Genomic DNA, 22,305 nt, shown 5'->3' with positions numbered 1-22,305 from the left:
ATATTGTGAGTAAAAATACAATCGATACAACATCTTTAGAAGATGTTTCATTGAACGCCTTCGCTTATGAATTGCTACGTGAAGAATTACTACCTGATTTAATCGGCAACGATTTAGATGGTATTTTATACTGGTCTGGTAGAAACCTTGCAAGAAAATATCCGCTAGAAACAATTGAAGAAGTCATTCAGTTCTTTGAAAAGGCTGGCTGGGGCACTTTAAGCATTGTTGAACATAAGCGTCGTGAAATGCAGTTCCAACTTAAAGGCACACTCATCGCAGAACGTCAAAAACAAAAACGACATTCTTCTTATCAACTAGAAGCCGGATTCATCGCTGAACAAATCCAAAAGCAACGGAACGTCGTTGCGGAGTCATACGAAGAAAAGAAAAAACGTTCTGACTCTATTACATTTCTTGTAAAATGGGATATAAAAGATCTCATTGAAGTGTAAGCATTACCTACAGTCAACTAGACATATCAGTTTAGTTGACTTTTTTGTATTTTCATTCAGATGCGTTTATTTTAAATCTTCAGAAATTATACCAAAAAACAGAAGACGTTGTAAACTACAACGTCTTCTTATCTGTTAAATACGTATAAATCGTCTCCGCGACATTTTTCGGCATACCCGCTTCGACAAATTCCTCTATAGAAGCTTCTTTCATCTTCTTTAATGAACCAAAATGTTTTAACAATACCTTTTTCCGTTTATCACCGATTCCTGGAATATCATCCAATGCTGATTGAATGACAGATTTCCCATGTAATTGACGATGGAATGTAATCGCAAATCGATGCACCTCATCTTGAATACGCTGCAACAAATAAAATTCTTGGCTATTTCTCTCAAGTATCACAGGTTCCGGTGGATCCCCAATAATTAAATGGGAGGTTTTATGTTTATCATCTTTTACAAGACCTGCCATCGGAATATATAATCCGAGCTCATTCTCTAAAATATCACTTGCAGCCGCTAGATGGCCTTTTCCTCCATCAATAATAATCAAATCAGGTAAAGGTGAATTTTCTTTAAGCGCCCTTGTATAACGGCGCCTCACAACTTCTCTCATAGACTCATAATCATCTGGTCCTTGAACCGTTTTAATTTTATATTTCCGATACTCTTTCTTCGCCGGTTTCCCATCGATAAAAGCAATCATTGCAGAAACGGGATTTGTTCCTTGAATATTTGAGTTATCAAACGCTTCAATACGATATGGCGTTTCAATCCCAAGCTGCTTCCCTAAATGATCTACCGCTTTAATCGTTCGTTCTTCATCACGTTCAATTAAGTAAAACTTCTCTTCAAGAGCAATCTTCGCATTTTTATTTGCCAATTCTACAAGGTCTTTTTTCTTACCACGTTTCGGCTGCGTCGCTTCCACTTCTAAAAAGCGCTCTACTAATTCCGAGTCTATACTTCCTGGAACGACAATTTCCTTCGGCTTAAAATGACTACTGTTTTCATAAAATTGGCCGATAAACGTTAAAAAACCCTCTTCTGGTTCATCGTAAATTGGAAACATAGAAACATCACGTTCAATTAGCTTTCCTTTTCGAACGAAGAAAACTTGAACACACATCCATCCTTTATCCACTGCATATCCAAACACATCACGATCCACTAAGTCACTCATAATCATCTTTTGTTTTTCCATAATCGCATCAATATGAGCAATTTGATCACGCAACTCTTTTGCACGTTCAAACTCTAGTTTCTCTGAAGCCTCATACATTTTTATTTCTAGTTCTGAACGAACTTCTTTATGTCCACCATTTAAAAACTTAATAATTTCATCTACAATTTCTTTATTTTGTTCTTCCGTCACTTCTTTCACACAAGGTGCTAAACATTGACCCATATGATAATACAAACAAACTTTATCTGGCATATTCGTGCATTTCCGAAGTGGATACATACGATCTAGCAGTTTTTTCGTTTCATGAGCAGATTGTGCATTTGGATAAGGACCAAAATATTTCCCTTTATCCTTTTTTACGTTTCGAGTAATGAGTAAGCGCGGTTGCTTCTCCGCCGTAATTTTAATAAAAGGATATGTTTTATCATCTTTTAATTGAATATTATATTTCGGATCATATTTTTTAATTAGATTTAACTCTAAAATAAGTGCTTCTAAATTCGAAGAGGTTACAATATATTCAAAATCAACAATTTCTCCTACAAGCCGCAGTGTTTTCCCATCATGTGAACCAGTAAAGTACGAGCGCACACGATTTTTAAGCACTTTTGCCTTTCCGACATATATAACCGTTCCTTGCTTATCTTTCATTAAATAACAACCAGGTTGATCTGGTAAAATAGCCAACTTCTCTTTCAAATGTTCGTGCACTCGTCTCCCTCCATTTCTACATACTTAGCATTTTTATTTTCCCTTGAAAACATACTATGCCCAAACACCCAACATACGTTCTTTTATTGTAACGGAAAGACTGTAAAAAAGAAAATAAAAAAAGCTACCAAATGGTAGCTTTTTTATTTTAGAAGTGTTTAGAAACTAATTCTACTAACGCTTCTTTCGGTTTGTAACCTAACGCTTGATCAACTACTTTACCGTCTTTTAATACGAAAAGAGCTGGAATGCTCATTACTTCGAATTGACGAGCAGTTTCTTGGTTTTCATCAACGTCTACTTTTACTACTTTTACTTTTTCGCCTAGTTCTGCATCAATTTCCTCTAATACAGGAGCGATCATTTTACAAGGTCCACACCAAGGTGCCCAGAAATCTAATAATACAACACCTTCGCTAGTTTCAGCTGCGAAGCTTTGGTCATTTGCGTTTACAATTGCCATTTTATTTCCTCCTTCAAGTATATTCTACCAAGAGTATATCATTAACTTATATACGTGGCGAATAATATGTATCGTTATGTATTGTAACAAAAAAATGTTCCTTTATACTATATAAAAATACGGATTAAATACTAAAAAGATGAGAGACAGGGGATCTCTCACCTTTTTCTATATATAGGGGTACTTCACTTGGAACTCAAGGGTACTTAAATCATGAATGTACTTTTAACTTTTTAAACTCTTCTGTTAAAAGAGGTACAACTTCGAATAAGTCACCGACAATACCATAGTCAGCTACTTTAAAGATACTTGCTTCTGGATCTTTATTAATCGCAACGATTATTTTTGAGTTAGACATACCTGCTAAATGCTGAATCGCACCAGAAATACCACATGCAATGTATAAGTCTGGCGTAACAACTTTACCAGTTTGACCAATTTGTAATGAGTAATCACAGTATTCAGCGTCACAAGCACCACGAGATGCCCCAACAGCGCCGCCTAGTACGTCTGCTAACTCTTTTAATGGTTTAAAGCCTTCTTCACTCTTCACACCGCGTCCGCCAGCGATAATAACTTTTGCTTCAGAAAGATCCACACCTTCTGCTGTTTTACGGACAACATCTTGAATGATTGTACGTAAATCTTTCACATCAACTGTAATAGAAGATACGTCACCGCTGCGAGACTCATCTTTTTCCAGAGTTGCAATGTTATTTGGACGCACTGTCACAAATAAGATGCCGTCTGTTACAATCTTCTTCTCGAATGCTTTACCAGAATAAATTGGACGAGTGAAGATAACATTTCCACCTTCAACCTCTAAAGCAGTTACGTCAGAAACTAAACCAGCTTCAAGCTTCGCTGCTAATTTTGGTGATAAATCTTTACCAAGTGCTGTATGTCCAAAGACAATACCTTCTGGATTTTCTTCAGCATGTACAGCTAAAAACGCTTGTGCATAACCATCAGATGTATATGATTTTAATTTATCATTTTCAACTGTCACAACGCGATCTGCACCGTAATGAATCAATTCATTTGCAAAAGAGGCAACGCTGTCTCCAATTAGAAGACCTACTACTTCACCGCCTTCTGCAATTGTTTTTGCTGCTGCTACCGCTTCAAAAGAAACGTTACGTAGCGATCCATCACGAACTTCACCCATTACTAATACTTTACGAGCCATAGATTTTCCCTCCTGCATATATAATTTCGTATTTTATTAGATTACTTTCGCTTCTGTATGGAGCAACGATACAAGTTCTTTTACTTGATCTTGCAGCTCGCCTTGTAACACTTTTCCTGCATCTTTCTTAGGAGGCAAATAGATTTCAATTGTTTTTGTTTTTGCTTCCACATCATCTTCTTCTAAATCTAAATCATCTAATTCTAATTCTTCTAGCGGCTTTTTCTTCGCTTTCATAATACCTGGAAGCGATGGATAACGCGGTTCATTTAAACCTTGCTGTGCTGTTACTAAAACTGGTAATGAAGTTGCAATCACTTCTGTATCACCTTCAACATCACGCTCAATCTTCACATTTGTACCGTCAATTTCAAGTTTTGTAATTGTCGTTACATATGGAATATTTAACGCTTCAGCTACGCGTGGTCCTACTTGTCCAGATGCACCATCAATTGCAACGTTTCCACCTAAAATTAAATCTGCATCTTTATCTTTTAAATATTCAGCAAGCACTTTTGCTGTCGTGAACTGGTCACCATTTTCTACATCATCTTCAATATTAATTAATACGGCTTTATCACAGCCCATTGCTAATGCAGTACGAAGTTCTTTCTCACTATCTTCGCCACCGACTGTTACAACTGTAACTTCTCCACCTTGTGCGTCTCTTACTTGAATTGCTTCTTCAATTGCATATTCATCGTAAGGGTTGATGATGAATTCCGCTTCGCCATCGTAAATTGCACCGTTTTTAATTACGATTTTTTCTTCTGTATCAAATGTTCGTTTCATGAGTACGTAGATGTTCATTCCATTTACCCCCTTGTTTTTCAGAAAGATTCTATCAATTTTAATTTTCTGTTAATTTATATTAAAAAAATAATTGAACTACCTGCCACTAAATGAAGGTTTACGCTTTTCTAAAAATGCAGCTACACCTTCTCTTCCATCTTCACTTGTAAATACTTCACCAAAAATCTGTGATTCACGTTGTACACCTTCATAGTAATGAGACGATTTTGTCGTTTGCAATAACTCTAGTACAGCACGAGTTGTTGCTGGACTTTTTCCAGCAATTTGTTTTGCAACTTTAAGCGTATCATCTAAAAGAGATTCTTCAGAGAACAATCCGTTAACAAGTCCCCACTTTAATGCTTCTGCACCAGTAATTGGTGTACTTGTTAACATCATTTCACAAGCTTTCGCTTTCCCAACATAACGTGGTAAGCGCTGTGTACCTGCAAAGCCAGGAATTAATCCAAGTGTTAATTCAGGTAAACCAAGTTTTGCACTTTCAGTTGCAAAGCGCATGTGGCAAGACATAGCAAACTCAAGGCCGCCGCCCAGTGCCGCTCCATGAATTGCCGCAATAACTGGTTTTGAACATTTTTCAACACGCTCAAACGTAACTTGTCCAAGCTGTGCTAATTCTGTTGCTTGTTTCGCTTCAGTAACAGATGTAAATTCTTTAATATCTGCTCCCGCTGAGAAGAAACGTCCTTCACCGTGAATAACAACAACACGAATGTTATCATCCTTTTCCACTTGATCAATTAATTCAGTAACGTCATGCATAACTTGTGAAGACATCGCATTCGCTGGTGCGTGATTTAATGTCGCCACCGCGATATGATCTTCAACTCTTACAGATAGGAATTTCAACATGATCCCTCCCATTATTGACGATAACCACAAGCTGCAATAAGTAGCCCGTGTACCGTTTTTGAAAGTGCGACCAGATCATACTTATGATCGCTCATTACCCAATTGGTCACAACTTCATCTACTGTTCCAAAGATCATTTGTCTTGCCACGCGAACATTTAAATCTGCTTGAAATTCACCTTGTTTTATACCAGTCTCTAAAATCTCATCCATAACTTGTAAGTAGCCTTTTAATACTTCATTTATTTTAAGGCGCAAGTCTTGATTGGACTGCCTCAGCTCTAATTGCGTAACGATAGCAAGAGGATCATTTTGCGACAACAGCAAGAAGTGCGTTTCTACCAACATGAATAACTTCGATACAGCGCTTTCAATTCCTGCTGTTTTTTGACGAATTGTTTCGACAAATTCTCCCATCTTCTCTTGGAATAAGGATATTAATATATCTTCTTTATTTTTAAAATATAAATAAATCGTGCCATCAGCTACCCCAGCTTGCTTTGCGATTTTAGAAACTTGCGCTTGGTGGTACCCATTCTCCGCAATCACAATAACTGCCGCATCAATAATTTGATTGTATTTCGGTCTATTTTTCTTCACTTTACTGTCCCCTTCAAGAAGATGACTGAATGAATAGTCATTCATATTCTTATAATACTGACTATTTAGAAAAGTGTCAATCCTATTTTTTCAAAAAGAAAGGGCCTTAGCCCGTTTGCTCATCCTCATTCTTTCTCTTCTCTTCATCTATTAGAACACGGCGCAAAATTTTCCCTACTGTCGTTTTCGGCAATTCATCTCTAAACTCATATACTTTCGGCACTTTATAAGCCGCTAAATATTTACGTGCAAACTGATTTAATTCTTCCTCAGAGCACTCCGTACCTTCTTTTAACACAACAAATGCTTTAACTGTCTCTCCTCGGTACGGATCTGGAACTCCAATTGTCACTACTTCTTGCACTTTTTCATGCTCATATAATACTTCTTCAACTTCACGAGGATACACATTAAATCCACTCGCGACAATCATATCTTTCTTGCGATCTTTTACATAGAAGAATCCATCTTCATCCATGTAGCCAACATCACCTGTATGGAGCCAGCCATCTTGCAATACAGCCGCTGTTTCCTCTGGCTTATTCCAGTATCCTTTCATAATTTGAGGACCTTTCACTACAATTTCCCCTATTTCTCCTGGCGGTAATGCCTCACCAGTTTCAAGTGACATAATGATCGCTTCTGTATCTGGCCACGGAACTCCAATGCTACCTGGCACTCGCTTTTCCCATAAAAAATTACTATGTGTAACCGGAGAGGATTCTGTTAAACCATATCCCTCTACTAGTTTACCACCTGTAACTGTTTCGAACTTTTCCTGTACTTCTACTGGGAGTGGTGCTGATCCACTAATACAAGCACGAATAGAAGAAATATCGTATTCTTTTAAAAGTGGGCTATTTAAAAGAGCGATATAAATAGTTGGTGCCCCTGGAAATAGTGTCACTTTATGCTTCTTAATCGCTTCAAAAACCATTTTCATATCAAACTTTGGAATAAGGACCATTTTGTATCCTTGCATAACACTCAAATTCATAACAGCCGTCATGCCGTACACGTGGAAAAATGGAAGAACCCCAAGAACGACTTCTTCTCCTTCTCTGCAATTATATAACCAATGAACCCCCATCAACGTGTTGGATACGAGGTTCTTATGCGTTAACATAACGCCTTTCGGAAATCCAGTTGTTCCTCCTGTGTACTGTAAAAGAGCTAAATCATTTTCAGGATCACAAGGCACTTCAACATCCGTATTCACTTCTTTTTCTACTGAGTTCCAAAGATGAATCGTTTCACTCTCTGATACTTTCACAACTAAATTCGACTGTTTTTTCTGCACAAATGGATACAATAGATTTTTAGGGAATGGTAAAAAGTCCGCAATACGAGTTACGATAATATGTTCAATTTTTGTTGCAGATTGAACATTCGTTACTCTTGGAAATACTAAATCGAGGCAAAGAATTACTTTTGCTCCCGAGTCATGAAGCTGGTATTCTAATTCTCTCTCTGTATATAGTGGATTTGTTTGTACTACGATACCCCCCGCAAGTAATGTACCGTAATAACCAATTACAGCCTGCGGACAATTCGGCAACATAATAGCAACTCGATCACCCTTTTCCACACCGAGCTTTTGAAGATAATTTGCAAACCTCTTCACCTTATCATGGAAGTCTGAAAATGTAATATCCTTCCCTAAAAAGTGAAGCGCTTTCTTTTCTGGATAGCGAGAAGCCATCTGTTCTACATATCTATGAAGCGGCTGAATATCATAAGAAATCGTACTCGGAATTTCCTCTGGATAACTTTTCAACCATGGTTTTTCCACCTTCATTCCCCCTTCAAATACATAAAAATAAATGAATGTTCATTCATGATGGTTGGTTTCATTATATTATAGTCACCATAACGTTACAATCATAATATTCTGACTTTTATATAACTATGCTTCACTCTATTAACTTCTTATTATATGTACAAACTCTCCTAATCTATAAAAAAATAAGAGAGTTATTATTTAGCTTAATCTTATTATCGTTAACACAGCTCCTGGTGTAGTTGTTGATAATGTCGCAACAGCTAACAAACCAAATAATTGCAAGCTAATAGCATCTCCTGCTGCAAGAGTTGTAATGATTGTTGCGCTAAATGATGTAGTCGCTACAGCAGGAGAATTGATTGTTCCGGCAAGTGGTGCTCCATTGATTGTAATCCGTGAACTAACTAATAATGAAGCCGTTATATTAATCGAATATGAAATATAGTAATTTCCAGCATTTGCAACCGTAAATACTGTATTTCCCCCGGAAACCGTAATACCTGGACCGATATTTTGATTATTCGGAAGCGGGACATTCGTTCCACCTAGAAGTACTGATATCGCTGTTCCTGACGTATTATTTGCAAATGCATACGTCGCCGTGATACTTGTACCTGTAGCTCCGGTTGGGCCTGTCGCTCCCGTTGGACCCGTTGCTCCTGTTATTCCTGTTGCTCCTGTTGCTCCTGTTGGACCCGTTGCTCCTGTTGGACCCGTTGCTCCCGTTGAACCCGTTGCTCCTGTTATTCCTGTCGCTCCCGTTGGACCTGTTGAGCCTGTTGCTCCTGTTATTCCTGTCGCTCCCGTTGGACCTGTTGAACCCGTTGCTCCTGTTATTCCTGTCGCTCCCGTTGGACCTGTTGAACCCGTTGCTCCTGTTATTCCCGTCGCTCCTGTTATTCCTGTCGCTCCTGTTGGACCCGTTGCTCCCGTTGGACCTGTTGAACCTGTCGCTCCCGTTGAACCTGTCGCTCCCGTTGGACCTGTTGAACCTGTCGCTCCTGTTGGGCCTGTTGGGCCTGTTGAACCTGTCGCTCCCGTTGGACCTGTTGAACCTGTCGCTCCCGTTGAACCTGTCGCTCCCGTTGGACCTGTCGCTCCCGTTGGACCTGTTGAGCCTGTTGCTCCCGTCGGACCGGTTGGACCAACTTTAGGCACTGTCCCATCGCAACTAAAACAGCATGAATCAACATGTACACCATTTTGATTATTACACCCACAATATCCATTTACGTTATTGCTCCATGAAGACATGTTGATCACTTCCTTTACATGCAATCTTTTAAGTACAATCACCGAGTTAAAAAAATCTATCTAAATAACAAAGAAATACTTTACCTATTAGGGATAAACACAGGTTTATTCTATACATTCTAGTAATTATTACATGCTATTCTCACTCCTTTTGCTTGTACTTTCGCCCCATCTCCACAGATTATTAACCATACACATTACACTTTCGTACACAGCCAAGTTCCCATTTAAACTTTCCACATTCGCCAATCTTTTTAGTAAAGAGGCTTATTCTTCATAAATAGCGACTATAACATATAAAAATCTGTATAATTTGTTGTTTTTAGTCAAAATTTTAAAAAAATATTGACACTTAATTTATCCTCATAGTATGATTTGGTTGTTGTAATTGATAACCATTTTCACTTACGGTACTAGTTACAAAAAACACTTAATTTGGGGGCAGAAGATGAAGAAAATTATCAGTATTTTTATAGTAGTTCTTCTATTCGCTGTTGGATGCGGACAGCAAAAAGAGGAGAAAAAAGAAACAAAAGCGGACAATAAAAATCAAGCTATAACAATTAAACACGCTGAAGGGGAAACGAAGTTAGATAAACCAGCGAAAAAAGTAGTTGTACTTGAGTGGGTATATTCAGAAGACTTATTAGCACTTGGTGTTCAGCCAGTAGGGATGGCAGACATTAAGAATTATAATAAATGGGTAAATACAAAAACAAAACCGAGTAAAGATGTTGTAGATGTAGGGACACGTCAACAACCAAACTTAGAAGAAATTAGCCGTTTAAAACCAGACTTAATTATCACAGCTTCATTCCGTGGTAAAGCAATTAAAAATGAATTAGAGCAAATTGCACCAACAGTTATGTTTGATCCATCAACAAGTAATAACGATCACTTTGCTGAAATGACAGAAACATTTAAACAAATTTCAAAAGCAGTTGGAAAAGAAGAAGAAGGTAAAAAAGTATTAGCTGATATGGATAAAGCATTCGCTGATGCAAAAGCAAAAATTGAGAAAGCAGACTTAAAAGATAAAAACATCGCAATGGCACAAGCATTTACTGCTAAAAACGTACCAACATTCCGTATCTTAACTGACAATTCTTTAGCTTTACAAGTTACAAAAAAATTAGGTTTAACAAATACTTTTGAAGCAGGAAAATCTGAGCCAGATGGTTTCAAACAAACAACTGTAGAATCATTACAAAGTGTACAAGATTCAAACTTCATTTACATTGTAGCGGATGAAGATAACATTTTTGACACGCAACTAAAAGGCAACCCTGCTTGGGAAGAATTAAAGTTCAAAAAAGAAAACAAAATGTATAAATTAAAAGGCGATACTTGGATTTTCGGTGGTCCTGAGTCTGCAACATCTTTAGCAACACAAGTAGCAGATGTAATGACAGCGAAGAAGTGATTACACGATGAATAGCTTACAACACACACTTCGAGCAAGTCTTGTATTCGGAGGAGGAGCAGCTCTCTTGCTCCTCCTTTTCTTTATTCATATCGGACAAGGTCAAGCAAACATTTCCTATAGTATGATTATTGATGCTCTTATCTCACCGAACCAATCGCTAGAACATCAAACTTTAATCATGCTTCGATTACCTAGAGCTGTAATTGCCATTTTAGCTGGAGGCGCTCTTGCTGCATCAGGGGTTATTTTACAAACGTTAACGAAAAATCCACTTGCTGAATCCAGTACAATGGGTATTCACTCTGGCGCATATTTCTTTCTAGTAGCGGCTACAATTTTCTTACCGAAAGGTTTACAAATTAATTCTCTTCTGTTCACATTTATCGGCGGTGCTATTACTGCTTTATTTGTATACCGTATTTCTGGTGGAAAAAAGGGAACCCCACTTAGAATGGCATTAGCTGGTATGGTCGTTACATTAATGCTCTCTGCCTTTACCGGAACGATGCAGCTTTTCTATGAAAATGAAACAGCTGGTTTATTTTTATGGGGAGCTGGCTCTCTTATTCAAAATAACTGGGATGGCGTTCAATTTGCTTTTCCATTTATCATTATTTCTTTCCTAGTTTTACTATTTATGTCTCGTAAACTCAACATTCTCTTACTTGGTGATGATGTTGCTGTTTCTCTTGGTGAAAAAACAGCAGTAACACGTCTTATCGCCTTCATTGCTGCAATCTTTTTAACAGCAGTAATTGTTACTGTTGTTGGACCAATTGGATTTGTCGGCTTAGTTGCGCCTCATTTAATGCGCCTTATCGGATACCGTCAACACTTTACTCTTCTTCTCTCTTCTTTCTTATGGGGGGCAGTATTATTACTTGGAGCAGATGTTGTCGGTAGATTAATAGATCCAACCGGTGCAGAACTTCCTGTTGGGGCAGTCACAGCAATGATTGGATCTCCTTGGCTTATTTACTTAGTGTACCGAATGATGAAGTCGAAACAATATATGAATGATAACGGTGCGAATGCAGCTGGAGCTAGTTCCCGCTATTACTCTTATAAAAAGGTAATCATTATATCTATCACACTTTGTATTGTGACGATTGCTCTTGGTGTTACAATCGGTAGTAACGCTTATATCGAAAGTATTACAAATGTTATATCAGGTCAATTAACACTATTTGACAAAAATATGATGATGAATCTTCGTTTACCAAGAATGCTCGTGGCTGCTATTGCTGGCGCATGCCTTGCAATAAGTGGGCTTGTTTTCCAAGGTATATTACGAAATCCACTTGCCGATCCTTCTATTATTGGTATTTCATCGGGAGCTGGTGTTGGTGCTTTAACTATTATGTATGTCTTTCCTGCACTTCCTGGTTTCTTTCTACCAATTGGTGCATTTATCGGAGGACTACTTGCAGTAGGAATTGTCCTCTTCTTTTCATGGAAATCAGGATTTAGCCCAACAGCCCTTGCTTTAATAGGAATTGGTATTTCTGCACTTGGCTCGGCAATTATTCAAATCTTTATCGTTAGAGCCAATTTGAATGTTGCCGCTGCTTTAACATGGTTATCTGGCAGTACGTATGCAAGAGGATGGAATCACTTAGAAAATATCATTCTATATCCATCTCTAATTCTTGTATTCATTATCTTTTTCTTAATAAAACAACTTGACGTTCTCGTACTTGGAGACGATTTAGCAACTGGACTTGGGCAACCAGTAAATAAAACACGTCTTGCTCTGATTGTGCTAGCGACACTACTTGCATCAGTAAATATCGCTGCTGTCGGTACAATTGCCTTTTTAGGCCTTGTCGCACCTCACTTAGCAAGAATTATTGTTGGTATGAATCATCAAAGACTATTCGTTTGTTCAGCACTATTTGGAGCAATCCTTCTTTCTGTTGCTGACTTACTTGGACGTACAATCGCATATCCGAAAGAAATTCCTTCTGGTCTTGTCGTTGCTGTACTTGGAGCACCTTATTTCTTATGGTTGATGAGGAAGAGTGGGAAGAAGGTTAATTAAAAGACGGCTTCATATATGTGAAGCCGTCTTTTCCTATTATGGCATAAAATTAACATAGGCTTTGTACATAATATATATAACAAGTAAATACATGATTATATTGAACACACTTCGTTTTAAAGTTAACTTTCTCTTTAATTTCTTATCTTGTAATCTCAATTCTATTCCATTCGCTATTTTCAACCTACCTACTATTTGAAATAACTCTCTGTAATCATCAGCATTTCCCAATAATACGTATTCGTTATCATTTTTATACTTTATATGCAGAAACTCACTTCCACCTTTACGGTCTAATATTGTTTTCATATAAGCTACTTCATTCAATACACATACTTTTAAATCAACTTCATTATAATAACGATCCATAAAAAACACATACAACCGTTTATTTGTAACGATTAACACATTATTAATACCGAAGTTCATTGCAAGAACGCCTATCCCTAATGTCATTGCTGTGCCTGTCTGCCAATTTTTCACACGATGATTTTCGGCAAGCATACTATATAAAATCTCTTCGCTTCCCTGTAACTCTTCTTGTACAACCTCATAACAACGTTTCATTAAAATTGTTTTTGTTACAACTTCTTTTGTACGATCTATTTTCTTTTTATCTATTTTCTCATCATTTCTATAATCATCTACACAATTATCGCTATACTGTAAGTTATTTAATTCCTGAAGTAACTTTTCTTTATTCATTCCTTTTCCCCCCCAGCAGCTTCTTCAATTTCTTTCTCCCTCTTGAAAGCCTACTATATACCGTATCTCGTGTCATACCGAATTCAAGCGCTATTTCTTGTACGCTATATTCATCTAAATACCTTTTTATAAAAATTTTCTTATCTTCTTCATTCAATTCTTTAATTAAAACGTAAAAATTATAATCTCGCTCTTCTTTTGTTAAATTGACATTTTTTCTATCTTCATATATTTCTTGCTGAAACTCTTGTAATTGATAAGACTTATTACTTTTTCGTTTATAATCGATGGCCTTAAACCTAGCGACAGATATAAGCCAGTTTCTAAACTTCCCACGATTTTCATCATAACTACTAATGTTGTACCAAACGATTAATAAAATATCGTCAACACATTCATCCACTAACACCTTACTCTGTGCAGTATCTAAAATACTATGAACTACCTTATAAATTAAATCTCCATATCGATCAATTGCTGTATGTAATGCTAACATATCTTGTTTCCGAAGACCTTCTACTATTTCTATATCCTTCACCCTTATCACCACTCTTTATCCTATTCTTTATTCATTATATATACGAATGAGCACATTCGTTTCCTGACACTTTTACAAATATTTTCTAATTGTTTTCATATTGTAGCAATGCTTAATTAATTATTTCTTGTGGAACAGGGATTATATTATCTCTCACGAATTTAATCTATGAACAAAAATAGGAGGGATAATTATGTACCAAACAATTGATGGCTTCTTGCAATCATGGACATACGAGGCTGAATCTACTCAGAAAATGCTTGATTCATTAACCGATGCATCTTTATCACAAGAAATTGCACCTGAACATTGGACTTTAGGAAGAGTTGCTTGGCATATCGTGACGGCAATTCCTGTTATACTATCTGGCACAGGGCTAAAGTTTGAAGGAGAAACGAAAGATTATCCTGTTCCAACTTCTGCAAAAACAATTGCAGATGAGTACCGTAAAGTGAACGCGGCTTTTGTTGAAACACTTCAAAATAAATGGACTGATAAAGACTTAGCTACTATTAACGACTTCTTTGGTCGCCCTATGCCGAATTCTATATTTTTAATGACACTTATTAATCATCAAAATCACCATCGCGGGCAAATGACGGTTTTAATGCGACAAGCCGGCTTAACAGTTCCTGGTGTGTACGGCCCCGCAAAAGAAGAGTGGGCTGCGGCTGGAATGGTAGCTCCTAAAATGTAATGACAAAAAAGACAAGGTGTTTACATATCTTGTCTTTTTCTGTAACTTGTTTCATGTGAAACTATTTTTTAAAATGGTTGTTTTATGGAATATATAGGTTAAAATGAATACATATTACGAAGAGGAGTAACCAAATTGAATACAAAAAATAAAAAAATAGCTATGGGAACTATTTTACTAACTTCCCTTATTGGAGTTATTAGTGTATCTCTTTATTTCACCTATTATGGTACCCCTTGGGGAAAACAAGCAGCAATTACGGACTCAAAAGAATATATTACAAAATATTTTAATCTAGATGCAGAAGTCAAAAATACTTCTTACGATGCTAAAATGAATAGCTATGCCATCTCCTTTGAGACAAGTAGAGACGGAGATTTTACTATCGAATATAAAAGTCCTAATAACTTTAATATCTCTCCAGGAGTTCAAGAGTATTTAAGCAAACACTCCAAATTTACAGAGTAGTAACGAAGCATACATATACAAAAAAGAGTTAGTGTAACGCCAACTCTTTTTTCTTATTCTTGTCATACAGTTATATCTTCCTTCTCTATATTTTTAATTCCGTAATATGCAATCACAGCTCCAATTGCTGCGAGTGCTAGTTGAAGGGGAAGTAAAGTTGCTGTAGGAAACGCTGGGTTGCTATTCATTGCAATTGCTACAACGATAAGAGATGAAACAATTGTAGTTGGCACTGAACGTTTACGCATTCCGAAATATAATGGGATTAAACTCATTCCCGCAGTTGCAATAGCTAAAGGAACCAGTTTTATTCCTTCTTGCACCAATTGATCTACTGTGAATGAATGAGGAAGAATTGAAAAATAACTATCTATCCCAAAGAAAATTCCTACTACTAAAATGTTAGATACAATAACTGTTATAAATGTTACTATCGCTGTAATAGCCAACTTACTAGCCATCATTTTCTTTCGGTTAATAGGATAAGAAAACATGAGTAGTATTGTTTTATTTTTATATTCGCCAATTATTAACCTTGCGATTAACACACTACCAAAAATAATAAATGTTGCTCTTACTACTGTACTAGCCATTAGCAAAATCATCTGCGGATCTCTTATTTCTGGATCTCCTTCTATTTGTGCAATGAAACTAACAAAGATTAATAATGCCAGTATAATGATATTTGCAATAACTGCTCCCCTCACATACCATCCAAACTTAAACTTCTTCAATTCTAGCTTCATAAGACGTAGCATGATATTCCTCCTTTCATTTAAACTTTAATCAATATAAATTACCCCTGTTTTACTTAAAATCTTCACTTCGTTTTTTGCATCACCAATAGTTCCTTCTTTTATCTTTTCTGTATTTTTATCTTTCTTAAGTCCTTTTAAATCCACTATTACGTCAGTCGAATTACTTTTAGCCATAAGCTTCAATGATGCCGGGACACCTTTATACCGTACGCCAATATCCCCTGATTTTGTTTCTACAAATAATGATTTTCCTTCTGTCATATCTTTCAGTAATACTTCCCCAGATGTTGAAGTGATGTTCATATTTTCGTTTTTTACATTTTTTACATAATTATCACCAGTAGTGGAAGTTATATTTACTTCTTGTAATGAACTATCTTTTAACATTAAATCTCCGCTTTCGGATGTAAATTCACCCTTCTCTGCCGATAGTCCTGTAATCATTCCATCTCCAGATTTGCCTTTTGTCACGATCCTTTTTACTACTATATCGTTTATTTTCACATCACCCAATTTATTATTTAATACAATTTTATCTATTTCTTTCTTCGGAATAGCTATAGATATACTATTTTTCTTCCTAAACGTAAAACCATAAAAAAATCTGTTCACCTTTTGTTTTTGCTTAATCACAATTTTATTTTCATCATTTTCTATTTTGACGGGATCTATCTCTTTATCTGGTTGTTCACCTTGAGCAGAAATTACTATTTTATTAGCGTCTGTACTTTTAAATTCAAGATTCCAGTTTTCATTATCTACTTCTATTTCTTTTATATTATTTATCTCAAAAGACTTTTCTTTCTTAAAATCTTTCCCCTGAAATACCTTAATACCAAAAACTACACTAGCAATTGTAATGAATAATATTGCAATTACTATTATCTTTTTCACCATTCATACCCCAGTTCGTTGTTGTTTTAAGCTTGCTTCACACCACATCAATCTTATCGATTTTACGAAACGATAAATAACTAATGAAAATCCCTAATAAACAGAGCACGATTGGGATAGCTATAAAATCAAACATACTTACTTGATCGTTTCCAGGACCAACGTTACCACTAATCAGCATACCAATTATTACTGCCGAAGTAATCGTTGTCGGTGTCGATTTCTTTCTCATTCCAAAAAATAAAGGAATTAAACTTATACCAGATATCATAAATGCACTTATAAAAGTATCTGGAACGATAGCTATTATTTCACCTATCGTAGCTGGCGTTTCAATCAGTCCCATCATTGGACTCACAAAATATACGAGTAAACTAATAATAAAAGTAGCGATAATGGTGCTCACAAAACAAAAACAAAAAACAATTGTTAATTTCGCCCTCATTAGCATTTTCCTTTGCAGCGGGTACATAAACGATAATTGCATCGTTTTGTTCTTATACTCATCAATTACTAAACGTGATAAAATGACCGAACTAAAAATAATGAATGTTATCCTAATAAAAATATTTGCTGCAGCCATGTTCTGTGTGAAGTCAGAGAAGAGCATGTCTTCCTCGGCTTTCATTCCCAATGCCATAAGGCTTACTGCAGCGAAAATTGCTATAATACAAATTGCTACACTTTTAAAGTAACGAGATAATTTATGTTTCTTCCATTCGAGCTTCATTAATTTAAACATATAAATTACGCCTCCATTCTTTATATACCTGTCTCTACGCTGCTAACATTCTAATTCCAGCAGTAACGAAGCTTAACATTCCTATCACTAGTACAATGAACAACCATTTCCGCTCTGGTTTTCTATAATATAAAATTCCACTTATTAGCATTACGATAAATCCACTTACCAGGTTCAGCCACAGTCCATTAAGCATGAATACCTTCTCCATCCATTACATTTAAGAAATATTCTTCTAAGGAACTATGTTTCTTATTAATACTTTCAATTTCCACATCGTTCATAATAAGTGCTTTTGAAATGGCTTGCTGTGTCACCGCCACTTCATAAATCCGAATCATGTTTCCGCTCATTATTTTGTAATTTTTTATACCAAGTTTATCTTCTAAAATATAAGCTGCACGTTTCACATCAGGAACAGTAATTTCAATATACTCTGTTTGTTTTCCGTTAATACTCTTCATTGAAACTTCTTTTATTAGTTTTCCATTTTGAATCACACCAATTGTATCGGCCATTAGTTCCATCTCACCTAAAATATGACTAGAAACTAATAATGTAATGCCATATTCTTTGCAGAGCATTTTAAATAAGTCTCGTAACTCTTTAATACCAATTGGATCTAAACCGTTAATTGGTTCATCTAAAATGAGCAATTCTGGCTTTGTAACGATTGCCCTTGCAATACCGAGTCGTTGTTTCATTCCTAATGAAAAATCTTTTACTTTTTTATTATCTACCCCTTGTAGTTTCACTAAATGTAAAGCATGGTCAATTGCATTTTTATCGTAGTAGCCCATGTATTCACAATGTAGGTCTAAGTTTTCTTTCGCCGTTAATTTATCATAAAAGATTGGATATTCAATAATTGTCCCCATTCTTTTTAATACTTCATAAGATGTATCTGTTAATTTATCACCGAAGATTTCAATATCACCACTCGTCGGTTTTATTAAATTTGTAATCATTTTCATAATCGTTGTTTTACCAGCACCGTTTGGTCCTAAAAAACCGTATATCTCTCCTTTTTTCACATGCATGTTAACACTGGAAATAACTTCTTTCCCTTTAAACACTTTCGTTAACTGATTTGTTTTTAATATATATGTCATGTTACTTTCCCCTTTCGCAATACTCTATATTTCTATAATAGACAACGGAAATCTCTTTTTTCTTACCCGTTTCTTACAAATTCCTTACGCTGAAAAAAAGCTTGTAGAATCTACTTCTCTACAAGCTAAAACAGCATCTTTTTTAATACAATTGTAAAAATTGTTTTTTCATACGGTTTACTAGAAAGATGAATTTTTCCGTCCATCGCTTCCACAAGCCGTTTCGTAATCGTTAATCCGAGACCGCTTCCTTGGTACAATCTATTTCTTGAATCTTCAAGTGTGTACATACGCTCAAACACTTTATCAATATGAGATTCATCAATTCCTTTTCCTGTATCCCATATATCTATATACACGCTCGTGTCATCATCTCTTAACGTCATACCGAGTGCCTTTCCATCGTCTCCATATGTAATCGCATTTGATATTAAATTATTCAATACCCTACCTAATACTTCCACATTTCCAAGTGCGTATATATTTCTTTCTGGTATATCAATATGAACCTGAAAACCTTTCGTCGTCACTAAATCATAAAATGATAAAATCTTCTCGCGACAAACTTCATTCATATTTACTTTTGTCATTTCAATTGCTTTGTCACCAGATTCTAATTTCGCTAAATCAAAAAACTTATGAATTAGCTCCATCACTTCTAGTGTTTTCGTATGCACTTTCTCAAGTAATATTTGTTGTTCTTCTTTATTCATCGTTTTATCCTTATTTAACATTTCTGTATATCCAAGAATAACTGTTAGTGGTGTTTTCAAGTCATGCGAAATATTTGAAAGCATTTTTCTCATCGAAATTTCTACTTTTGCATGATCTGCATTCGTTTTCTGTTTTGCATCTAATAATTGATTAATTGCCACTAATAATTTTTGCAATTCTAGATCATCTGTCATAACGAGTAACGTCTCGCCTGTTTTTTCATTTACAATACTTTCTAACTTTTCATATGTGTATCGTAAATTTTTACTACTATTTTTTCTCATTTTATATTGCATATAAATAACACATAACAATATAAAAATAATACCTATTAACAAATTGATCATATTACATCACTTCCAGCTTATAGCCGATGCCCCATAACGTTTTAATATATTCTGGATTAGATGGATCACTTTCGATTTTCTCACGCAATCTTCTCATATGAACATTAATGACGTTATCGTCACCGTAATACTCTTCGTTCCAAACTAACGTGTATATTTGTGCTTTCGTAAATACACGATTTTGATTTTTTACGAACAGTTTTAAGATCTCAAATTCTTTTAAAGTAAGTTTGAGAGGTTTCCCGTTTTTTTCAACCGTAAAATTAATTGGATCGATTGTTAAATCACCAATTTGAATCATTTTTTCTTCTGTTGATTCTGTAGCCGAATATTTCGTAGACCTCCGAATACCTGCCTTTACACGTGCAGCTAATTCAATCATAGAAAATGGCTTACAAATGTAATCATCTGCTCCAAGTCCTAATCCAACAGCTTTATCAACATCTGTATCTTTTGCCGACATCATTAAAATCGGAACTGCACTTTTTTCTCGAATGATTCGTACAACCTCTAAGCCATCTAGCTTTGGCATCATAATATCAAGGATAATCAAATCAAATGAACCTTTTAAATATGTGTTCACGCCTTCTTCTCCATCAGACGCAATTGTTACTTGAAAGCCCTCTTTTATTAAATACTTTTCCACCATCTCTTGAATTGAGATATCATCTTCAACTAATAAAATATGATGTGACATATGTCTATCCCCTTTTTTACAAACATTAGCATTTTAATTGTATCGTAACGAATGAATACTGTGAAGAATTATATGAATTTTCAAACCAACTTCCCTTCCTTCCCTAACAATGATATGATGAAATTTACTACGATAGTTCATAATTAACTTTATATAAAGGAGACTTATCATGTCAGAAAACAAAAAAGTAAGCTTAGCTGATTTAATGCGTGAACAACTTGCAAAGAAAAAGCAAGGTAACGGTAATGGTCAAAATGCCAAAAATCAAAGCCAAGAAACAAAAAAATTACAAAACCAACAAACAAAGAAAACAAACAACCAACGTAGACGTACAGGTGTGTAAATGAACGGACAAAAACGTTCTAATATAGCACCCGGTCTTGAAGTTGATATTGTATTAAAACAAGATCAACGAACAGGCAAATTAACACGTGGAATTGTAAAAGATATTTTAACAAACTCCCCTTCCCATCCGCATGGCATTAAAGTGCGATTGCAGGACGGGCAAGTCGGTAGAGTACAAAATATCGTTCAATAAGAAAAGGAGCTCAAGTAAACTCGAGCTCCTTTTCTTTATTAACCTTTAATTTTCTCGATGAAAACTACTTTTAAATAGTCTCCTTCTTTAAATTGATCAATGGTACGGAAATCTTCTGGTAAAGAATGTTCTTCTAATATTTTATATTTGCCATTCATTTCTTTAAAGGCTGTATCGATAAAGCCTTTAAACTTTTTCATATCGAATGCGCTACAATTTGTAGAAGCAACGATAATACCGTTATTTTCTGTAATAGCAATTGTTTCTTTTAATAAATTTTTATAATCTTTTGCTGCACTAAATGTATATTTTTTTGAGCGTGCAAAGCTTGGAGGATCAAGTACGACCATATCAAATTTCATTTTTTTCTTCGCTGCATATTTGAAGTAAAGAAATACATCTTCTACAATAATATCTTGCGCTTCATAATCAACTTCATTTACACTAAACTGCTCAATCGTTTTACTTAAACTACGATTTGCAAGGTCGACACTCGTCGTTTTGCTCGCTCCGCCAAGCGCTGCAAATACAGAAAAAGCACCTGTATAAGAGAACATATTTAACACGGTTCTTCCCTTTGCATACTTATCACGAATTTGTTTTCGAACGTTACGCTGATCTAAAAATACACCAACCATCGCTCCGTCATTTAAATAAACAGCAAAGTTCACACCATTTTCTTTTACGATAAGCGGGAACTCACCACGCTCTCCTGCTACGAAATCATCACCCTCAATATATTTCCCTTTCGTATCAAAACGCTTTTTCTCATAAATACCTTTAAAGTTTGCTACTTTTTGAAGAGCGGCTATAATCTCATCTCTGAAAGTATAAATCCCTTCACTATACCAACTTACTACGTAGTAGCCATCATAATAATCGATAATTAGTCCTCCAAGACCATCACCTTCACCGTTTAGGGCGCGGAATGCTGTCGTATCACTTGATTTGTAAAATTGCTTTCGTTTATGTAAGGCAGATTTTATTTTACTTTCAAAGAAAGACTGATTAATTTGTTCACTCTCTTTTCTCGTTAAAATCCAGCCGTATCCTTTATTTTGTTTTCCATAATAGCCTTTTCCGATAAATTGGTTCTTCTCATCTACTACTTTAATGATTGTTCCTTCTTCCTGAACATCATTTAAATTTTGAATCGCATCTTTTAAAATAAGCGGATATCCACTTTTAATTTCTTTTATAAATTTCGGTTTTATTTTTACAGTTACTTCTGATCGCATATAATAACTTCCTTTCCATTTGCATGCTTTCTCTACAGGAAGCATTTAAAAAACGAGACTGAAAAAACAGCCTCGTTTCACT

25 protein-coding genes are annotated in these 22,305 nt (G+C 35.6%); 7 read left to right on the top strand and 18 right to left on the bottom strand.

Annotation, left to right across the window (positions count from 1 at the left end; genetic code table 11):
- Positions 1 to 5: 5 nt before the first annotated feature.
- Positions 6 to 455, top strand: coding sequence for a YslB family protein (locus ACTFRY_RS01870; RefSeq protein WP_000042226.1), 450 nt, complete (start codon positions 6 to 8; stop codon positions 453 to 455).
- Positions 456 to 570: 115 nt separating this feature from the next.
- Here the strand turns inward: ACTFRY_RS01870 and uvrC are convergent, their stop codons facing one another.
- From uvrC to ACTFRY_RS01830, 8 genes are all read right to left on the bottom strand, one after another.
- Positions 571 to 2,355 carry an excinuclease ABC subunit C gene (gene uvrC, locus ACTFRY_RS01865; protein WP_000544295.1) on the bottom strand — a complete coding sequence of 595 codons (1,785 nt, stop codon included), beginning with the start codon at positions 2,353 to 2,355 and terminating at the stop codon, positions 571 to 573.
- 148 nt (positions 2,356 to 2,503) lie between these two features.
- Positions 2,504 to 2,818, bottom strand: a complete 315-nt coding sequence (gene trxA, locus ACTFRY_RS01860; protein ID WP_001018943.1) for a thioredoxin — start codon at positions 2,816 to 2,818, stop codon at positions 2,504 to 2,506.
- Positions 2,819 to 3,029: 211 nt separating this feature from the next.
- Entirely contained in the window at positions 3,030 to 4,007 is a 978-nt protein-coding gene (gene etfA, locus ACTFRY_RS01855) for an electron transfer flavoprotein subunit alpha (protein WP_000101947.1), read from the bottom strand.
- A 36-nt stretch (positions 4,008 to 4,043) separates the two neighbouring features.
- Positions 4,044 to 4,817 (bottom strand): electron transfer flavoprotein subunit beta, encoded by a 774-nt coding sequence (etfB, locus tag ACTFRY_RS01850; RefSeq protein WP_001029028.1) that lies wholly within the window; start codon positions 4,815 to 4,817, stop codon positions 4,044 to 4,046.
- A 78-nt stretch (positions 4,818 to 4,895) separates the two neighbouring features.
- Positions 4,896 to 5,672, bottom strand: a complete 777-nt coding sequence (locus tag ACTFRY_RS01845; RefSeq protein WP_000911292.1) for an enoyl-CoA hydratase — start codon at positions 5,670 to 5,672, stop codon at positions 4,896 to 4,898.
- Between the two features lie 11 nt (positions 5,673 to 5,683).
- A complete protein-coding gene (locus ACTFRY_RS01840) occupies positions 5,684 to 6,271 on the bottom strand; it encodes a TetR/AcrR family transcriptional regulator (RefSeq protein WP_000742223.1) in 588 nt (195 codons plus the stop codon).
- Between the two features lie 106 nt (positions 6,272 to 6,377).
- Entirely contained in the window at positions 6,378 to 8,063 is a 1,686-nt protein-coding gene (locus tag ACTFRY_RS01835) for a long-chain-fatty-acid--CoA ligase (RefSeq protein ID WP_136986615.1), read from the bottom strand.
- Positions 8,064 to 8,252: 189 nt separating this feature from the next.
- Positions 8,253 to 9,308 (bottom strand): BclA C-terminal domain-containing protein, encoded by a 1,056-nt coding sequence (locus ACTFRY_RS01830; protein ID WP_440032099.1) that lies wholly within the window; start codon positions 9,306 to 9,308, stop codon positions 8,253 to 8,255.
- Positions 9,309 to 9,756: 448 nt separating this feature from the next.
- Between ACTFRY_RS01830 and ACTFRY_RS01825 the strand changes: the two genes are divergently transcribed.
- The gene (locus tag ACTFRY_RS01825) at positions 9,757 to 10,731 is read left to right on the top strand and encodes an ABC transporter substrate-binding protein (protein ID WP_000720874.1); all 975 of its coding nucleotides are present in this window, start codon (positions 9,757 to 9,759) and stop codon (positions 10,729 to 10,731) included.
- Between the two features lie 7 nt (positions 10,732 to 10,738).
- Positions 10,739 to 12,775, top strand: coding sequence for a Fe(3+)-hydroxamate ABC transporter permease FhuB (fhuB, locus tag ACTFRY_RS01820; RefSeq protein WP_001087098.1), 2,037 nt, complete (start codon positions 10,739 to 10,741; stop codon positions 12,773 to 12,775).
- Between the two features lie 36 nt (positions 12,776 to 12,811).
- Here fhuB and ACTFRY_RS01815 read toward each other — a convergent pair whose 3' ends face one another.
- Together ACTFRY_RS01815 and ACTFRY_RS01810 are read right to left on the bottom strand one after the other, a co-directional pair.
- A complete protein-coding gene (locus ACTFRY_RS01815) occupies positions 12,812 to 13,480 on the bottom strand; it encodes a hypothetical protein (RefSeq protein WP_001031129.1) in 669 nt (222 codons plus the stop codon).
- On the bottom strand, positions 13,473 to 13,976 hold the full coding sequence (locus ACTFRY_RS01810; RefSeq protein WP_206702468.1) for a sigma-70 family RNA polymerase sigma factor: 504 nt from the start codon (positions 13,974 to 13,976) through the stop codon (positions 13,473 to 13,475). Before ACTFRY_RS01810 ends, ACTFRY_RS01815 begins: the two co-directional genes overlap by 8 nt.
- 235 nt (positions 13,977 to 14,211) lie before the next feature.
- On the opposite strand from ACTFRY_RS01810, the gene ACTFRY_RS01805 reads away from it, so the two are divergent.
- Together ACTFRY_RS01805 and ACTFRY_RS01800 are read left to right on the top strand one after the other, a co-directional pair.
- Positions 14,212 to 14,715, top strand: coding sequence for a DinB family protein (locus ACTFRY_RS01805; RefSeq protein WP_086424113.1), 504 nt, complete (start codon positions 14,212 to 14,214; stop codon positions 14,713 to 14,715).
- A 135-nt stretch (positions 14,716 to 14,850) separates the two neighbouring features.
- A complete protein-coding gene (locus ACTFRY_RS01800) occupies positions 14,851 to 15,183 on the top strand; it encodes a YfjL-like protein (RefSeq protein WP_001093299.1) in 333 nt (110 codons plus the stop codon).
- A 62-nt stretch (positions 15,184 to 15,245) separates the two neighbouring features.
- On the opposite strand, the gene ACTFRY_RS01795 is transcribed toward ACTFRY_RS01800, so the two are convergent.
- The 7 genes from ACTFRY_RS01795 to ACTFRY_RS01765 form a co-directional block, all read right to left on the bottom strand.
- A complete protein-coding gene (locus tag ACTFRY_RS01795; RefSeq protein WP_000945182.1) occupies positions 15,246 to 15,941 on the bottom strand; it encodes an ABC transporter permease in 696 nt (231 codons plus the stop codon).
- 24 nt (positions 15,942 to 15,965) lie between these two features.
- A complete protein-coding gene (locus ACTFRY_RS01790; protein WP_136986143.1) occupies positions 15,966 to 16,838 on the bottom strand; it encodes a DUF4097 family beta strand repeat-containing protein in 873 nt (290 codons plus the stop codon).
- A gap of 34 nt (positions 16,839 to 16,872) precedes the next feature.
- Positions 16,873 to 17,577 (bottom strand): ABC transporter permease, encoded by a 705-nt coding sequence (locus ACTFRY_RS01785; RefSeq protein WP_000475529.1) that lies wholly within the window; start codon positions 17,575 to 17,577, stop codon positions 16,873 to 16,875.
- A gap of 34 nt (positions 17,578 to 17,611) precedes the next feature.
- A complete protein-coding gene (locus ACTFRY_RS01780) occupies positions 17,612 to 17,773 on the bottom strand; it encodes a hypothetical protein (RefSeq protein ID WP_000931813.1) in 162 nt (53 codons plus the stop codon).
- Positions 17,766 to 18,689 (bottom strand): ABC transporter ATP-binding protein, encoded by a 924-nt coding sequence (locus tag ACTFRY_RS01775; RefSeq protein ID WP_044796494.1) that lies wholly within the window; start codon positions 18,687 to 18,689, stop codon positions 17,766 to 17,768. The genes ACTFRY_RS01780 and ACTFRY_RS01775 overlap by 8 nt, the downstream gene beginning before the upstream one ends.
- Before the next feature lie 125 nt (positions 18,690 to 18,814).
- Complete coding sequence (locus ACTFRY_RS01770; RefSeq protein WP_044796492.1) at positions 18,815 to 19,750, bottom strand: HAMP domain-containing histidine kinase; 936 nt, start codon at positions 19,748 to 19,750, stop codon at positions 18,815 to 18,817.
- Between the two features lies 1 nt (position 19,751).
- Positions 19,752 to 20,447 carry a response regulator transcription factor gene (locus ACTFRY_RS01765; RefSeq protein WP_016118692.1) on the bottom strand — a complete coding sequence of 232 codons (696 nt, stop codon included), beginning with the start codon at positions 20,445 to 20,447 and terminating at the stop codon, positions 19,752 to 19,754.
- 169 nt (positions 20,448 to 20,616) lie between these two features.
- On the opposite strand from ACTFRY_RS01765, the gene ACTFRY_RS01760 reads away from it, so the two are divergent.
- A complete protein-coding gene (locus ACTFRY_RS01760) occupies positions 20,617 to 20,790 on the top strand; it encodes a hypothetical protein (RefSeq protein ID WP_001293578.1) in 174 nt (57 codons plus the stop codon).
- The gene (locus ACTFRY_RS01755) at positions 20,791 to 20,985 is read left to right on the top strand and encodes a YwbE family protein (RefSeq protein WP_001014310.1); all 195 of its coding nucleotides are present in this window, start codon (positions 20,791 to 20,793) and stop codon (positions 20,983 to 20,985) included. It begins immediately after the preceding gene.
- Positions 20,986 to 21,023: 38 nt separating this feature from the next.
- Here the strand turns inward: ACTFRY_RS01755 and ACTFRY_RS01750 are convergent, their stop codons facing one another.
- On the bottom strand, positions 21,024 to 22,223 hold the full coding sequence (locus ACTFRY_RS01750) for a class I SAM-dependent rRNA methyltransferase (RefSeq protein ID WP_016118693.1): 1,200 nt from the start codon (positions 22,221 to 22,223) through the stop codon (positions 21,024 to 21,026).
- Positions 22,224 to 22,305 lie beyond the last annotated feature (82 nt).

Source organism: Bacillus cereus group sp. MYBK195-1 (genome assembly GCF_051916605.1).
Taxonomy (GTDB): Bacteria; Bacillota; Bacilli; order Bacillales; family Bacillaceae_G; genus Bacillus_A; species Bacillus_A cereus.
This window is presented reverse-complemented; position numbering and strand designations above follow the sequence as displayed.

What these genes read in the sequence shown, in the direction of transcription:
- ACTFRY_RS01790 (WP_136986143.1), bottom strand. Translation starts at nt 16,838, where the DNA reads ATGGTGAAAAAGATAATAGTAATTGCAATATTATTCATTACAATTGCT.
- ACTFRY_RS01810 (WP_206702468.1), bottom strand. Translation starts at nt 13,976, where the DNA reads ATGTTAGCATTACATACAGCAATTGATCGATATGGAGATTTAATTTAT.
- ACTFRY_RS01805 (WP_086424113.1), top strand. Translation starts at nt 14,212, where the DNA reads ATGTACCAAACAATTGATGGCTTCTTGCAATCATGGACATACGAGGCT.
- etfB (WP_001029028.1), bottom strand. Translation starts at nt 4,817, where the DNA reads ATGAACATCTACGTACTCATGAAACGAACATTTGATACAGAAGAAAAA.
- ACTFRY_RS01775 (WP_044796494.1), bottom strand. Translation starts at nt 18,689, where the DNA reads ATGACATATATATTAAAAACAAATCAGTTAACGAAAGTGTTTAAAGGG.
- ACTFRY_RS01765 (WP_016118692.1), bottom strand. Translation starts at nt 20,447, where the DNA reads ATGTCACATCATATTTTATTAGTTGAAGATGATATCTCAATTCAAGAG.
- ACTFRY_RS01755 (WP_001014310.1), top strand. Translation starts at nt 20,791, where the DNA reads ATGAACGGACAAAAACGTTCTAATATAGCACCCGGTCTTGAAGTTGAT.
- ACTFRY_RS01830 (WP_440032099.1), bottom strand. Translation starts at nt 9,308, where the DNA reads ATGTCTTCATGGAGCAATAACGTAAATGGATATTGTGGGTGTAATAAT.
- ACTFRY_RS01760 (WP_001293578.1), top strand. Translation starts at nt 20,617, where the DNA reads ATGTCAGAAAACAAAAAAGTAAGCTTAGCTGATTTAATGCGTGAACAA.
- fhuB (WP_001087098.1), top strand. Translation starts at nt 10,739, where the DNA reads ATGAATAGCTTACAACACACACTTCGAGCAAGTCTTGTATTCGGAGGA.
- ACTFRY_RS01785 (WP_000475529.1), bottom strand. Translation starts at nt 17,577, where the DNA reads ATGTTTAAATTAATGAAGCTCGAATGGAAGAAACATAAATTATCTCGT.
- ACTFRY_RS01750 (WP_016118693.1), bottom strand. Translation starts at nt 22,223, where the DNA reads ATGCGATCAGAAGTAACTGTAAAAATAAAACCGAAATTTATAAAAGAA.
- ACTFRY_RS01845 (WP_000911292.1), bottom strand. Translation starts at nt 5,672, where the DNA reads ATGTTGAAATTCCTATCTGTAAGAGTTGAAGATCATATCGCGGTGGCG.
- trxA (WP_001018943.1), bottom strand. Translation starts at nt 2,818, where the DNA reads ATGGCAATTGTAAACGCAAATGACCAAAGCTTCGCAGCTGAAACTAGC.
- ACTFRY_RS01780 (WP_000931813.1), bottom strand. Translation starts at nt 17,773, where the DNA reads ATGCTTAATGGACTGTGGCTGAACCTGGTAAGTGGATTTATCGTAATG.
- ACTFRY_RS01770 (WP_044796492.1), bottom strand. Translation starts at nt 19,750, where the DNA reads ATGATCAATTTGTTAATAGGTATTATTTTTATATTGTTATGTGTTATT.
- ACTFRY_RS01825 (WP_000720874.1), top strand. Translation starts at nt 9,757, where the DNA reads ATGAAGAAAATTATCAGTATTTTTATAGTAGTTCTTCTATTCGCTGTT.
- etfA (WP_000101947.1), bottom strand. Translation starts at nt 4,007, where the DNA reads ATGGCTCGTAAAGTATTAGTAATGGGTGAAGTTCGTGATGGATCGCTA.
- ACTFRY_RS01795 (WP_000945182.1), bottom strand. Translation starts at nt 15,941, where the DNA reads ATGCTACGTCTTATGAAGCTAGAATTGAAGAAGTTTAAGTTTGGATGG.
- ACTFRY_RS01815 (WP_001031129.1), bottom strand. Translation starts at nt 13,480, where the DNA reads ATGAATAAAGAAAAGTTACTTCAGGAATTAAATAACTTACAGTATAGC.